At 40.0% G+C, this 15,082-nt stretch carries 14 protein-coding genes; 12 read left to right on the top strand and 2 right to left on the bottom strand.

The genetic code is table 11. From position 1 onward, the window contains the following. The first annotated feature begins 125 nt into the window (after positions 1 to 125). The 9 genes from lrp (at position 126) to SJY38_RS05845 (ending at position 10,095) form a co-directional block, all read left to right on the top strand. Positions 126 to 605, top strand: coding sequence for a leucine-responsive transcriptional regulator Lrp (gene lrp / locus SJY38_RS05805; protein WP_004586747.1), 480 nt, complete (start codon positions 126 to 128; stop codon positions 603 to 605). A gap of 154 nt (positions 606 to 759) precedes the next feature. Then, on the top strand, positions 760 to 3,288 hold the full coding sequence (locus SJY38_RS05810; RefSeq protein ID WP_377109381.1) for a DNA translocase FtsK 4TM domain-containing protein: 2,529 nt from the start codon (positions 760 to 762) through the stop codon (positions 3,286 to 3,288). Then, entirely contained in the window at positions 3,288 to 3,914 is a 627-nt protein-coding gene (gene lolA / locus SJY38_RS05815; RefSeq protein ID WP_377109382.1) for an outer membrane lipoprotein chaperone LolA, read from the top strand. Before SJY38_RS05810 ends, lolA begins: the two co-directional genes overlap by 1 nt. Further along, positions 3,907 to 5,250: a replication-associated recombination protein A gene (locus tag SJY38_RS05820; protein WP_054982606.1), complete on the top strand. Its 1,344-nt coding sequence runs from the start codon at positions 3,907 to 3,909 to the stop codon at positions 5,248 to 5,250. The genes lolA and SJY38_RS05820 overlap by 8 nt, the downstream gene beginning before the upstream one ends. Then, positions 5,243 to 5,623: a fluoride efflux transporter CrcB gene (gene crcB / locus SJY38_RS05825; RefSeq protein ID WP_004586743.1), complete on the top strand. Its 381-nt coding sequence runs from the start codon at positions 5,243 to 5,245 to the stop codon at positions 5,621 to 5,623. The genes SJY38_RS05820 and crcB overlap by 8 nt, the downstream gene beginning before the upstream one ends. 9 nt (positions 5,624 to 5,632) lie before the next feature. Then, positions 5,633 to 6,937, top strand: coding sequence for a serine--tRNA ligase (serS, locus tag SJY38_RS05830; RefSeq protein WP_055014307.1), 1,305 nt, complete (start codon positions 5,633 to 5,635; stop codon positions 6,935 to 6,937). A 273-nt stretch (positions 6,938 to 7,210) separates the two neighbouring features. Next, the gene (locus SJY38_RS05835; protein WP_377109383.1) at positions 7,211 to 8,692 is read left to right on the top strand and encodes a P-loop ATPase, Sll1717 family; all 1,482 of its coding nucleotides are present in this window, start codon (positions 7,211 to 7,213) and stop codon (positions 8,690 to 8,692) included. Between the two features lie 137 nt (positions 8,693 to 8,829). Beyond that, positions 8,830 to 9,378, top strand: a complete 549-nt coding sequence (locus SJY38_RS05840) for a hypothetical protein (RefSeq protein WP_377109384.1) — start codon at positions 8,830 to 8,832, stop codon at positions 9,376 to 9,378. Between the two features lie 288 nt (positions 9,379 to 9,666). Beyond that, positions 9,667 to 10,095 carry an aspartyl protease family protein gene (locus SJY38_RS05845; RefSeq protein ID WP_377109385.1) on the top strand — a complete coding sequence of 143 codons (429 nt, stop codon included), beginning with the start codon at positions 9,667 to 9,669 and terminating at the stop codon, positions 10,093 to 10,095. 58 nt (positions 10,096 to 10,153) lie between these two features. On the opposite strand, the gene SJY38_RS05850 is transcribed toward SJY38_RS05845, so the two are convergent. Beyond that, a complete protein-coding gene (locus SJY38_RS05850) occupies positions 10,154 to 11,341 on the bottom strand; it encodes a PQQ-dependent sugar dehydrogenase (protein WP_377109386.1) in 1,188 nt (395 codons plus the stop codon). On the opposite strand from SJY38_RS05850, the gene SJY38_RS05855 reads away from it, so the two are divergent. Next, a complete protein-coding gene (locus SJY38_RS05855) occupies positions 11,326 to 11,772 on the top strand; it encodes a hypothetical protein (RefSeq protein ID WP_054982602.1) in 447 nt (148 codons plus the stop codon). The genes SJY38_RS05850 and SJY38_RS05855 overlap by 16 nt on opposite strands. Before the next feature lie 78 nt (positions 11,773 to 11,850). Here SJY38_RS05855 and SJY38_RS05860 read toward each other — a convergent pair whose 3' ends face one another. Beyond that, complete coding sequence (locus tag SJY38_RS05860) at positions 11,851 to 13,113, bottom strand: valine--pyruvate transaminase (RefSeq protein WP_377109387.1); 1,263 nt, start codon at positions 13,111 to 13,113, stop codon at positions 11,851 to 11,853. Between the two features lie 452 nt (positions 13,114 to 13,565). On the opposite strand from SJY38_RS05860, the gene SJY38_RS05865 reads away from it, so the two are divergent. Further along, positions 13,566 to 14,444: an endonuclease/exonuclease/phosphatase family protein gene (locus SJY38_RS05865; RefSeq protein ID WP_377109388.1), complete on the top strand. Its 879-nt coding sequence runs from the start codon at positions 13,566 to 13,568 to the stop codon at positions 14,442 to 14,444. A gap of 144 nt (positions 14,445 to 14,588) precedes the next feature. After that, entirely contained in the window at positions 14,589 to 15,008 is a 420-nt protein-coding gene (locus SJY38_RS05870; protein ID WP_029772660.1) for an MAPEG family protein, read from the top strand. The last annotated feature ends 74 nt before the right edge of the window (positions 15,009 to 15,082 follow it).

Here is a 15,082-nt window from a genome sequence, read left to right on the forward strand (position 1 = left end):
GAACGGATTAACATTTTTCACTATTATATTCATCATAAGGTAGTGTGTCTCACCTTTTTTAAAAGGATAGGCAGTGTTATTATCTAAATAATAAAAATAAACAGAATATTAAACTAGTTGGGTGTATGCATCAGTTATTAGATAGAATTGACCGTAAAATTTTAATGGAATTACAGCACGATGGACGCCTTTCTAATGTAGAACTGGCCCGACGAGTTGGCCTGAGCGCCACGCCCTGTCTGGAACGCGTAAAAAAGTTAGAACGTGAAGGTTATATACTTGGCTACAAAGCGGTGGTTGATCCAGCAAAGCTTGGCCAAGGCTTATCTGTGTATGTTGAGGTAACCATTACCAAAACATCGCCCGACGTATTTGATGAGTTTAGTGCGGCGGTTAAACAGCACGAAGAGATAATTGAGTGTCACTTGGTATCGGGTAATTTTGATTTTTTATTAAAAACACGCGTAAACGATATGTCAGAATACCGCGGTGTATTAGGAGACATTCTTTTAAAGCTGCCAAACGTGAGTGAGAGCCGCACTTATGTAGTAATGGAAGAAGTAAAAGGTGAAGACGGCGTAATTATTCGCCCTTACATTGCTTAAATTTAACCGCAAAAGATTAACACACTCTAATTTATAAAAACTTGTTCATAATCAGGCCATACACATTAAGATAAAGTGCATCAAATTGCATTTCCTGCTAAGGTATTTGATTGCAAGCAAGTGCCAATAGAACAATAAAGAGGGATAGGAAGTTATGCGCCTAAACGGTGTGCAAAGACTATTAGAAACAGGGCTGATCATCAGTACCTTTGCGGCAATATTCATTTTATGTGCTTTAATCAGCTTTGATCCCGCTGACCCTGCGTGGTCGCAAACGGGTGAATTTAGAAACGTAAAAAATATTACAGGCACTGCTGGTGCTTGGGTGGCCGATATATTATTACTCTCATTTGGTTGGCTTGCTTATTTAGTGCCAGCCGCTATTCAGCTGTTTGGCTATTTATTATTTAAACAACCTCATCGTATTTTACAGCTCGATTACACCACACTTGCCTTGCGTGTTATTGGCTTTGCTTTATTTATTACCTCAGCAACGGCAATCAGCAGTATTAACTTTGATGATATTTATAACTTTTCATCCGGTGGGGTAGTGGGCGATGTGATTGCATCGGCCATGATGCCGGCATTTAACTTTACCGGTACCTCTATACTATTATTGTGCTTCTTTTTTGCTGGGCTTACTTTATTAACCGGTGTGTCGTGGGTTGAATTTGTAGACTACCTCGGCGATTTAGTGGTTAGAGGCTACCGTTACACTGCTAATTACGCCCAAGGTTGGATGCAACGAGAGCGTATTGCGGCAAATCCGGTGCAAGCCGATGCGCAATTTAATGATGACCCTAACGATTATGAGCAAAGCGATGCCACACTCGAGCAATCATCAGAATTTGAACAAGAGCCGGCAAAAAGTAAAAAACCGGCTAAACAAAAAGCCATTACTAAAGAGCAGCCTACCTTTAGCGAGCCGCAAATTAGTGATGACTACAGCCCATTTGATGAGCTAGACGATATACTCGACCAAGAAATTGGCTTTAGCGCCATAGATGATGAGCCTATGGATACAGCGGCTGCACTTAATGCGCTTGATCAAAGCCAAGTTGTTGAGCCTGAAAAACCGGTTACCACGGTGGTATCGCCAGCAAGGCCTATGCCTAAGCCAAAACCTGCATATCAGCCACCGCCAACAGCAAAAGAAAAGTTTGAAGAGTTACTAGATAAAGAGCCACCGCCAGGGCCATTACCGTCGCTTGATTTACTCGACAGACCGGATAAAGCAAAAAACCCGATATCGGAAGAAGAGCTTGAAAGCGTGTCGCGTCTTGTTGAAACAAAATTACTCGACTTTAACGTACAAGCAAAAGTGGTTGGCGTATACCCAGGCCCAGTTGTAACACGTTTTGAGCTTGATTTAGCACCGGGTATAAAGGTGTCTAAAATTACTGGTTTATCAAAAGATTTAGCCCGTTCGTTATCGGCAATTAGTGTACGTGTGGTTGAGGTGATCCCAGGTAAAACTTACATAGGGATAGAGCTGCCTAACAAATACCGCGAAATTGTACGTTTATCTGAGGTAATTAACGCCCCTAAATTTGAGCAAAATCCATCGCCACTAACCATGGTGTTAGGTAAAGATATTGCAGGGCAACCTGTGTGTGCCGATTTAGGTAAAATGCCCCATTTACTGGTAGCGGGTACCACAGGTTCAGGTAAGTCAGTGGGCGTTAATGTAATGATATTAAGCTTACTGTACAAATCGGGCCCTGATGATGTTCGTATGATCATGATTGACCCGAAAATGCTTGAGCTTTCGGTTTACGAAGGGATTCCGCACCTATTGTGTGAAGTAGTTACAGACATGAAAGAAGCCGCTAACGCACTACGTTGGTGTGTAGGCGAAATGGAACGCCGTTATAAATTAATGTCGGCGTTGGGTGTACGTAACTTAAAAGGTTACAACCAAAAAGTACTTGAGGCCAAAGAAGCGGGTTACCCAATTCTTGACCCATTATTTAAAGACACCGACGGCATGAAAGAAGGCCCAGACGAGTTAGATAAACTACCGAGCATAGTGGTAGTAATAGACGAATTTGCCGACATGATGATGATTGTAGGTAAAAAAGTTGAAGAGCTAATTGCCCGTATTGCGCAAAAAGCACGTGCCGCAGGTATACATTTAGTACTTGCAACACAGCGCCCATCGGTAGATGTAATTACCGGCTTAATTAAAGCCAATATACCTACGCGTATGGCGTTTCAGGTATCAAGTAAAATAGACTCGCGTACCATATTGGATCAACAAGGCGCAGAAAACTTACTCGGAATGGGTGATATGCTTTACTTACCGCCAGGCACAAGCGTACCAGAGCGTGTGCATGGCGCATTTGTAGACGACCATGAAGTACATGCGGTAGTAAACGATTGGAAAGCACGCGGTAAACCTAATTACATTGATGAAATTTTAAATGGTGATGCAACAGAAGATGTTTTATTACCAGGTGAAACCAGTGAAAATGCAGATGAAGAGTCAGATCCGCTATACGACGAAGCCGTTGCGTTTGTAATCGAAACCGGCAAAGTATCGGTATCATCAGTACAACGTAAATTACGTGTTGGCTATAACCGCGCAGCACGACTAGTAGAACAAATGGAAACATCGGGTATCGTGAGTTCACCAGGCCATAACGGCGCTCGCGATGTATTAGTACCTAATGGAGCAAATTAATGAAACAGTTAAACAGTTTATTATTAGTGCTTGGCAGTTTAATTGCCACGCCTAGCTTTGCTGATGACAGCCAAGCACTGCAAGACAAACTCGCAACCCTTAAAAGTTTTAAAGCGCAGTTTTCTCAAAACGTAACCGATCCGCAAGGACAAGCGGTTATGCAAGGCGAGGGCACAATTGCCCTTAAACAACCTATGATGATCCGCTGGCAGCAAACAAACCCAGACGATACCTTATTTGTATCAAATGGTGACAAAACCTATTACTTCGACAGCTTTGCTGAGCAAGTAACTATTATGGATACCCATAGCCTTATAGATTCAACACCGTTTGTACTGCTTACTTCAAAAGATCCCGCACAATGGGAAAAATACAGCGTTCAAGCCACAGAGTCTGGCTTTAGTGTAACGCCAAATAAAGGCGTAGAGAGCCAAGTAGAGCAACTTGATATTACCTTTGCAGGTAACGAGCAAGGCCTTGCTAAGTTAGTTGTGACGGATAATTCTGGTCAGCTTTCATCGTTTAGTTTTAACAATGCACAAGTAAATACCGCGCTTGATACAAGCACCTTTGAATTTACCCCACCAGAGGGTGTAGAAATAGACGATCAGAGTAACGGTGAATAATTTAGGCTTTAATTTTGGGCCCGATGTACGCCCACTTGCGGCGCGTATGCGCCCAACAACGCTTGACGAATACATCGGTCAGCAGCATTTATTAAGTAGCGACAAACCCTTGCACCAAGCCATTGTTGCAGGGCGTTGCCACAGCTTAATTTTATGGGGGCCGCCTGGGGTAGGTAAAACCACTCTTGCGCAAATTATTGCAAACCACGCCGATGCCGAACTTATACAAATGTCGGCTGTGACCGCAGGCGTAAAAGATATTCGCGACAGCGTAACGCAAGCGCACGATAACCTACAAAGCCGCGGGCAACGCACCTTAATGTTTGTGGATGAAGTACACCGTTTTAATAAATCGCAGCAAGATGCATTTTTACCACATATAGAAGACGGCACTTTTATATTTGTAGGTGCGACAACCGAAAACCCTTCATTTGCACTTAATAATGCGATTTTATCGCGTGCACGCGTGTATGTTTTAAAGTCGCTAGCCGATACCGACCTATACACAGTGATAGAGCGCGCACTTAAGCAAGATGAGCAACTAAACCAAAAAAATATTGTTATTGCCGATAACGCCAAACAGGCGCTTTGCCAAGCAAGCGGCGGCGATGCCCGTAAAGTGTTAAACCTGCTTGAGCAAGCGGTTGATTTAACGAGTGAGCAAAACGGCACATACAACGTAGATGAGCACGTATTAAGCCAAGTACTGCCAACCCATTTAGCTAAATACGATAAAGGCGGCGATGAATTTTACGATTTAATATCGGCTTTTCATAAGTCAGTACGAGGCAGCTCACCCGATGGCGCGCTGTATTGGTATTGCCGTATTTTAGCCGGCGGCGGCGACCCACTTTATGTAGCAAGGCGTTTACTTGCCATTGCCACAGAAGACATAGGTAATGCCGACCCACGGGCAATGGAAGTGGCGTTAAACGCATGGGATATATTTCAGCGTGTAGGCCCAAGCGAGGGCGAACGCGCCATTGCTCAAGCCACTTTATATTTAGCCAGCGCACCTAAAAGTAATGCCGTTTATATGGCATTTAACCAAGCAAAGGCAGATGCCAAAAACGAGCCAAGTTACCCAGTGCCAGAGCATTTACGAAACGCGCCTACAAACCTAATGAAAGATTTAGGCTATGGTGCCGAGTATCGCTACGCACATAACGAAGAGGGTGCCTTTGCCGCTGGTGAAAAATATTTACCGCCAGAAATTCAAGACAAACACTATTATTTACCGAGCGATCGTGGCCTTGAGCAAAAAATTAAGCAAAAGCTTGATTACTTAAAAGAACGCGACGCGCAAAGCCCACTTAAACGATACGAAAATGATTAAACTTTATATGATGATCGCCCTTGGCGGCGCCTCAGGAGCCTGTTTACGATTTTTTATTAGCGAAACCATGCTAAAACTCCTTGGTAGGGGATTCCCTTTTGGCACGTTGACGGTTAATATTCTGGGTTCATTGTTAATGGGCATTTTGTACGGTTTGATAGAGAAAGAAATTATCGCCACAAGCCCCGCTAAAACCCTTATTGGTATTGGCTTTTTAGGTGCGTTAACCACCTTTTCAACATTCTCAATGGACTCGTTGTTGTTATTACAACAAGGTCACTTTATTAAAATGGCCCTCAATATCATCTTAAATGTGATGATCTGTATTTTTATGGCTTGGCTGGGCCTTCAGCTGGTAATGCAAAAAGGTTAAAAAACTAACATGTTAGATTCTAAATATTTACGACAAGACGTTGAGCAAACTGCAGCACGCTTAGCGGCTCGTGGCTACGAGCTTGATGTTGCAAAAGTGACAGAACTTGAAGAACAACGCAAAACATTACAAGTAAAAACGCAAGAGCTTCAAAGTCAACGTAATGCCAGTGCTAAAGCCATTGGCCAAGCAAAAGCAAAAGGCGAAGACGCACAACCACTACTAGACGCAGTGGCAAATTTAGGTAGCGAATTAGACGCAACTAAAAAAGCGCAAGATGAAGTACTCAACGCCATTAACGACATTGCTTTAGCAATTCCAAACTTGCCAGACGAATCAGTACCAGAAGGCGCTGATGAAGACGACAACGTTGAAATACTTACCTGGGGCACGCCTAAAAAGTACGACTTTGAAGTAAAAGATCACGTAGACGTAGGCCAAGACCTAAACGGCCTAGACTTTGAAATGGGCGTAAAAATTAGTGGCGCACGCTTTACAGTAATGCGCGGCCAAGTAGCGCGTATGCACCGTGCACTTACGCAATACATGCTAGATACCCACACAGATAAAAACGGCTATACAGAAATGTATGTACCGTACTTAGTAAATAGCGCAAGCCTTTACGGCACAAGCCAATTACCTAAGTTTGCAGGCGACTTATTCCACACATTAGGCCTAGTAAACGACGACGGTGAACAACAAGCTGGCTTTAGCTTAATCCCTACAGCAGAAGTACCGCTTACTAATAGCGCACGCGATGAGATTTACGAAGAAAGCGATTTACCGATTCGCTTAACTGCGCACACGCCGTGTTTTAGAAGTGAAGCGGGCAGCTACGGTCGTGATACACGCGGCTTAATTCGCCAGCATCAGTTTGATAAAGTTGAACTAGTTCAACTAGTAAAACCAGAAGATTCAATGCAAGCGCTTGAAGAGCTAACAGGTCACGCAGAGCAAATTTTACAAGCGCTAGAACTACCATACCGTAAAGTAATTTTATGTATGGGCGACATGGGCTTTGGCGCTGCTAAAACATACGACTTAGAAGTATGGTTACCGGCACAAGATACCTACCGCGAAATTTCGTCTTGTTCAAATATGGTCGATTTCCAAGCGCGCCGTATGCAAGCACGTTTTCGCCGTGAAGGTGCTAAAAAGCCAGAGTTACTACATACACTAAATGGCTCAGGTTTAGCCGTTGGCCGTACACTCGTAGCCATACTAGAAAACTACCAACAAGCCGATGGTTCAGTAGTTGTACCAGAAGTATTACGCCCATACATGGGTGGACTTGAAGTGATTGGGAAAGCTTAAAAAACGAGCTGTCAGTTTTTAGCTATCAGCTTTAAGTAGAAAAGCCGCTGTTTATCATGAACAGCGGCTTTTTATTTGATAATTTAAAAAATGATAAACTCGAATGGTTTAAGAGTAATAATATAAAACTGATATTTGGTTTATTATTAAAGATTTTCAAGAGAAAATTTTAGTAAAATTATTGCAACGTAGAGACTTTTAAATTGTGATAAGTAAAAATAGTTTATAATAAAAAATTAGCTTTAATGTATACACACTCAAGGAGAAGTAGTTGTGTTTTTTAAAAAAAATAAAAAAAACTCGAAGATTAACTTAGGAGTTATGGAGGCTGAAGGAGAGTCAAATGAATCTTCTTCTGTTAAGCTTGTTGATGTTTTTGATGATGATCTTGGAGTTTTAGATGAGTTAACTAGCCAGAAGTTTATTGTTATAGGACGAAAAGGAGCGGGTAAAAGCGCACTAGCTAGTTACATTTTCTATACGATGAATAACGAACCTACTGATGAATGTAGCATAATAAAACATGACTCTATAGAGAGAGAGCTTAATTTACAAGGACTAGAAACAGGAAGTGTTCTCAGTCTAGATTTTTATAAATGGCTAGTTATGGTTAAATTAATAGAATTATTACTTAATCAAGAATGTTTATTTGGAGATTTAAAGTCATTTGAGAAGCTAAAAGAGTTTATTGAGCTAAATAGGGGAGGTATAAAAATTACGGAAAGAAAGGTTGTCAATGAAGAGTTTAACGGTTCTAGAGGAAATAATGTTGAATTCGGTATTGATGCGAAGCCTCTTAAATTCTTCATGAAAAACAACGGGTTAACCTCAATTAAGCAGGTGAGGAATAGCCCCTCTATATATGAAATCCTACCTGACCTAGAAAAAGTTATTGATAAATTATTATCTTGCGCTTTCAGAACTGCAAACGAAAACTCTTATTGTTTAATTTTTGATGATCTTGATATCGGCTTTAATTCTTCAAATAGCGAAAGTGTTTCTAATTTAATATCTTTGTTACGAGCTACTAAGCAAATAAATCACAAGTGGGTTAAATATCAGTTTAAATGCATAATATTATTACGCGATGATGTTGAACGGCTTTTATCAAGCAGGGAGAGTGATTTAAATAATCTTTTTTCATCATATAGTACTCACCTTAACTGGTACTCTAAAGCCGATGACACTCCTGAGTTAAAGTCATTTATTGAACGAAGAATTAGAAGAGCATTTAAGGAAGCACAAGGTATCGAAAATGCGTCATGGGTGAATTTAACCAATACATTGTTCAAGGATATTATAGATAAAACTTTCTGTAGGCCGAGAGATTTAATTGCATTTTTTGAACCTTTAAGTAAAGAAAAGTATAAATATCCCCTTACACAACAGGAAACACTAGATTTAGCACGTTGTTATGGACAGCATATTTACCGAGAGTTTCAAAATGAGCTTTCATCATTTTATACAGTGTCTGATATTAAGTTAATAATGAAAGTTTTAAAATCAATCCATAAAAATGAGTCAAAGATAAGTGATCTTATAGAATTTTTTGATGGCAGCAGTTTGGATGGATATGAAGTGTTGAAAGATTTATATAATAGATCCTTTATTGGAATGCGAAATTCCAAAGGCCATGTGTTTTTTAAATATAAATACTTAAGAGGGCATACATACGGTTCAGAATTGAACCTCAACCATGAGGAAAAACTTCTTACTCACAATGTATTTTCCCATCAATTTCAAGACTTTTATTAGTTGTTAAATTGATACTATTTTTGGCTACTTAAGATAAAATTAGCTTCAAACAAGTGAATTTTACTAGTAATTATTCAAACCTATTATATTCGAATTTAATTACGTGTCACAATACCTAAGATTAAAGAGGCAATAAGATGGAACTCTATAAAGTTATTTTTAAGGGGCAAATATTGAATGAAAACTCTAAAGATAATATAACAGCCCTTTTAAGTCGATTACTTAATATAACAAAGCCAGAGTTACTATATAATGGTACCGTTTATACACTTAAAAGTAATCTAGAATTGCTTAATGCTGAAAAGATTCAAGGTAAATTAAACAGTTTAGGAATTGTAACCCATATTATTGAGGAGAACCCTGTAAATGAAGTTAGAGCAATTGAAGGGAGTGAATCTAGCAATTCTCAAAAAAACGATTCTGAAGAAAACTTTGAAAACTGGATTAATAAAGCATTATTTAAAACTATGGGATTTCTAGGCCTAACCTCTGGCATCGGTATAGTTGGCATTGGTGCTTATTGGTTTATCTATTCTTTATTACAGTACATATTTATTACACCTGAAAATATAATGCAACAAAGTATTAGTGAAAATTATTTCAATCAATCTCAATTAGGCTTGCTGATTGCTTCCGTTGGGTTACTTATAATGGAAGTGAAAAAATGCAGATTAGCTAAAAGTTGATACCTTCCTTTAAGAGATCGTAAATTTCAAAACTTTACTTAATATTAACAACTCAAATTAATTCAGGCGGCTTATTCAAGCCGCTATTTTCCTCTAAAAACTGACCCCTCGTTGTAAATTAATAGGCTTTAATAAAATTAGTTTTTGTATTTATAGCTTTAAAAATCTCGGCCATATTTTAACTACAAATGGGAAGTAAGTGAAAAGCCACTGTCTTACTATTTATACAGTTGTTTTATAGGGGAACTGTAGTAGAGTGTGTTTCAATTAACCTAAATAAGGAACATTATGGAATTAGCTAAAACCACAAGCTTGCAATTTGAAGTAACAGAAACAGGCCATCAAATTATTCAGGCTAAAATAAACGGGTATACAGTACGTTTAATTTTAGATACAGCGGCGGGTGCATCTGTTTTAGATAGAGCATGTATAAACAAGCTTGGAATACAAGAAGAACTAAGCGAGGAAAATGCCGCAGGTTTAGGTACATCCAAACACGAAATAGGCTTAATAGACGTTTTAAAATTTGAATTGGCAGGCCAGTTGTATGAAAGTACAGAGTTTGTATCACTCAACCTAGACCATGTACAGGCCGCTGGTGGTGGCGATACAATACATGGGTTATTAGGCTCTCCATTTTTTAGGAAATACCAAGCTAGATTAGATTTTAGTACTAATACACTGACAATTAGTGAACCATTGTCTGATTGTGAGTGATTAAAGCGGCTCCCTTAAGCCGCTATTATAGCAAAGCGCCTCTAATCCTCTTTGTGAGCTACTTTGGCTTTACCAACACCAGCTCAGCATATTTCCCATCCATTAATATCGCTACATTACCCTCAGTGGTTACATACACATCCCTTAATCGTCCTGTTGTTTCTGGGAATACGTGTGATTGTGTGAATTTGCCATTAGCCAGATTAACGCTGAAGAGCTTTTTATCTACAAGCGTGGTAATGAGCACATGTTTTTGAAGTGAAGGGAATGCGGCGTGTTTAGTGCCGTAATACGCCATGCCTGACGGGGCGATTGATGGCGTCCAATCTACGCTTGGCTTTTGCATGCCGGGGTAATCTCTAAAAGGAGATATGCGCGCTTGCGAGTAATCGTCACCGTAGGTGATCACCGGCCAGCCGTAGTTGGTAGCTGGCGTTAAGTAATTTAACTCATCGCCACCGGCGGGGCCGTGCTCGTGGCTAACAATTTGCTCGGTATCGTAATCATACACTAAGCCCTGTGGGTTTCGGTGACCAAGCGAGTAAACAGTGTGTGCATGGGGGTTTTTGTGATTAATAAACGGGTTATCTTTTGGAATAGTGCCATCTAGGTTTATGCGTAATAGTTTGCCCATTTGGCTGGTTATTACTTGTGCTTGCTCTCTAAAATCAAAGCCATCACCAGTTGAAAACAGTAGAGTGTTGTCGGGTAAAAAGAGGGCGCGGCCAGCGTAGTGTTGTGGGGTATTTTTATCAGTCGCTACTGTGTAAATAATAACAGGCGTTGAAAAGCCGGTGCCATTAAAGGTAGCTTTTGCAATTACTAGGCGATTAGCCTCAGCTGTGCCTTGTGCGTAGGTAAATATAACTTCTTTGCTGGTGTTAAAATTAGGCGAGAGCACTATATCAAGTAAGCCGCCTTGGCCTGCAACGTATAAACCTTCAAGGTTTAAATTTACTCTAATTTGCTGATTGTTTTTTACAATAACAACGTGGCCGTCGCGCTCTGTAATTAGCCATGTATCATTTGGCAGTTTAACCATGCTCCACGGCGAATTTAATTTTGTAGCAACTGTGTGGGTACTGTACTGCTCTTTAGGTAATGTAGCTGCACTGGCTGCAGAAGCAAATAGCCCTACAAACAGCCATAGCGCTAATTGAGAGAGTCGTTGTTTACATTGCAAGCCTTTGCTACTGTAAGAAAAAAGCTTTATTTTAAGTTGAGATAACCATGCCATTTTTAACACGTTTACTCCCTATATTTTTAGTTTCTTGGTTATTTACCTTTACGCTTGCTAGCTTGTTTCATAGCCAATACGTTGTCAATCAATTAGTTGATGTGGGTGTAGTGGTCAGCTTAAGCGACCGTATTAACTTAACGCTAGATGATTGGTTAGGGCTATTACCTACCTATGGCGCCATTATTGCTATTGCTTTGGCTATCGCTTTTTTTGCTGTTGTGTTACTTGTTAAAAAGTTTAAAAAATACAGCATGGCGTTATTTGTGGCATCGGGTATCACTGCTTTTGCCGTGGTCTTAGTGGCGATTGAGTCGATTATGAATATTCATATTATAGCGGGCGCTCGTGGATGGGGATTTTATTTGCAGTTACTAGCAGGTGCTTTAGGTGGCTTGCTGTTTGCCCTGTTAACCAAGGCGTTAGCCCCTAAACAGTAGGTTAAATAAAAAACACAGTGGCTAACGCTAAGCGTTAACCACCTCGTTAAAATACGATGTATAACGTTAATTAAAGCGCTACATAATAAGCGCCTTAATAGCCTCTAAGCCTTTTCTGAGTGTGGCTTCATCGTTGGCGTAGTTAATGCGTACGCACTGGTGTTTGTGCTCCCAGCTATCTTCAATGCTAATAAAAAAGTTATGCCCAGGAATTATATATACATCTTGCTCTTTGAGTTTTTGATAAAGCATTTCGCTGGTTATTTTTGAGTCTTTAAACCATAGCCACATAAAAAACGCGCCTTCGAGTTTATGCAAATAGACAGGTAAGTCTGCAAAAATTTCATCAAACAGGTTTATGGCTATCTCTGCTTTATTTTTATAAAAAGGCAATACCGTATTTTTACACAAAGGCAGTAATTCGCCTTCGTTAATTAAGCGGGTTACTAAGCTTGGGCCAATAGCGTTAGGCGATAACACCATAGAGCCGTTAACACGGCCAATGGCTTTAATTATTTCGTTATTAGCAACCACAATACCAGTGCGCAGGCCTGGCAAGCCCAGTTTTGAAAGCGACATACATAATATAATATTTGAGTTCCACGTAAGGTTTGCATCGGTGTAAATACAACCTGGGAAGGGGTCGCCGTAGGCGTTATCAATAATTAGGGGAATATTGTACTTGTGTGCAAGGGCGTCTAGATGGCGTACTTCATCATCGGTAATGACATTACCAGTTGGGTTGGTAGGGCGCGATACGCACAGTGCACTAATACTGGTATCGTTGGCTAATACGTTTTCTACCGCGTCAAAATCAATGACATATTTAAACTGCTTAGAGCCATTGAAGGTATTTAAAATTTCGATGTCGGGTTTTATTGCCACAAACATATCATCAGATAAACCTTGGTCGGCGTAACCTACGTATTCAGGCGCAAGCGGAAACAATATACGCTTATTAGTGCCATCGCTCATTTTGCCCGCAAGCATATTAAACAATACAAAAAAGTTAGCTTGGCTGCCGTTACCCAGTGCTATGTTTTGTGGTGTTAAGCCCCAGTCAAACTCGCTATTGAGCTGTTTAGCAAGAGCCGCTCTAAATTCGTCATTGCCAGTTGGCCCGTCGTACAAACCAAATACTTGCGATACTTTATTACTGGCTACTAGCTTTTGTAATTCATCTAAAAATACAGCATTAACCTGTGGTACGTGTGCAGGGTTACCGCCACCTAGCATAACAATATTTGGATTATTGCTTGCGTTAGCGCTGCCTAAATCTTCCATAAGCTGCGTTATTCCGTTGGGTTGTGTAAATTTAGTACCAAAATTTGAGTAGTTCATAATACCTATGTGTGCGCTAATAACGAGGAGGGCAGTATAGCGTAAATAAAGGGCTTTATTTGCATGTTGAGAATAATTCACGGTTTAGAACTTTAAACCCTTTAGGGTATAATTAATGCACTTTTATTCGCTAGGCTATTGTTATCAGTAATTTTGAATCGACTTTACATCACACTACGCTTGAGGCTGAACCTGCCGCTGATTTAAACGAGCCTGTAGTAAAAAACACGCAATTTAAAATAGCCACGTTTAATTTATTTAACTACCTTGAGCCGCCTAATGCGTATTACGATTTTGAAAAAATTTATACCGCAGAGCAATGGGCACGCAAACAGCGTTGGATTGTGGATTATTTAAATGAGTACACGCCTGATGTAGTAGGTTTTCAAGAAGTGTTTAGTATTGAATCGCTAAAGGTGTTAATGGCGCAGCAAGGCTAGACATATTTTGCTGTGGTTGATACGCCAGAGGTGATTGATGATTTTATTTTTAAACGCCCGGTCGTGGCAATAGCGTCTAAATTTGAGATTGTTGATGTTGCTGCGGTTAAGCACAATACCGAGCTTGTTGAAATGCTTGGCCTTAATAGTAATTTTACGTTTAGCCGTAAGGTGTTAAGAGCCACCATTAAATTACCCCATGTAGGTAATACCGACTGTTATGTAGTGCATTTCAAGTCAAAACGAGCCATGATTGAAAGTGATGAAAGTACTACTAGCTCAGCCAAAACCGAGCCACCCTCAAGCGAAAAAAACATAATAGACACTCTAAAAGCAAATGTGGCCGGCTCGTGGGGCTCAACCATTCAGCGCGGCAGTGAAGCCACTTTACTAATGATAGAAATGATTGCTCGACGCGAAGCTACACAACAGCCTATGGTGTTAATGGGCGATTTTAATAACGACCTAGCCGATGGCGTGTTGAGCCATTTACTAACGAATACATTGCGATTTGCCCCAGTGTTTGATGTTAAAACATACCTTGCTAAATATTGTTTAAATGACGCGTGGCAGCTATTTAAAACACTAAAAATGAGCCAATTTACGGCGCACAACACCCAGCAAAACGCTGGGAATGCAGATGTTCAACAAAGTAACGCCCCCGCTGCGCCATTATTAAATCGCAGCCCTACCCATTACTATGGAACGAGTAGTACGGTACTTGATTATATTTTACTATCGTGTGAATTTGACCCAAGTTACGATGATAGCTTTTATGAAGTGAGTGATTATCATACATGCGACAGGCATTTAATAAACCCAGAATACGAACGAGACGATTTAACAACCGATCATGCAGTGGTATCAATTACCCTAACGTTAAGGAGTTAATTCGTGGGTAACATTTATAAATAGGTTTGCAGCTTTTACATTATTATTGAACTTATAAATTACAAGTCATTAATTATAATGAACTTATTTTAGGCTTAAAACTTGCTGTAACTACTGAGTTAAAACAATTTTAAGGACATAAAAATGACTGAAGTTGCGCTTTCTGCCTATATGGCGTTTTACGTTTATTTAATAATGTTAGTGGTACAGTGGTCGGTAGCTACCTTTAGCAAAGCTAAACAACCTAATGCTGTACCGGGTAAAATTAGCGATGATTTATCGCACGACAGTTTTATATTTAGAGCCCACCGTACTTTTCATAACACACTAGAAAACAGCGCGTTGTTTATTGGTACTGTGTTGTTTGCATTTGTTATAAATTACCAAAGCCCTATATTTGCCATGTGCGTTTGGGTGTATGTAATAGCGCGATTAATTCATATGGCGCTGTATTACGTTATAGCCACAGAGAAAAACCCAAGCCCACGCACGTACTTCTTTTTAATCAGTTTTATAGCCAATATTGTCATGCTAATTTTAATTGGTTTAAGATTAATGGCTTAATATCATGCGGTTAAAGGCTATTAAACCGTTAGTATAAAAAAGCGAAAGGGCTGTAATTAGCCCTTTTGCTTTTT

The organism is Pseudoalteromonas sp. R86517 (assembly GCF_042466295.1).
Lineage (GTDB): Bacteria > Pseudomonadota > Gammaproteobacteria > Enterobacterales > Alteromonadaceae > Pseudoalteromonas > Pseudoalteromonas atlantica.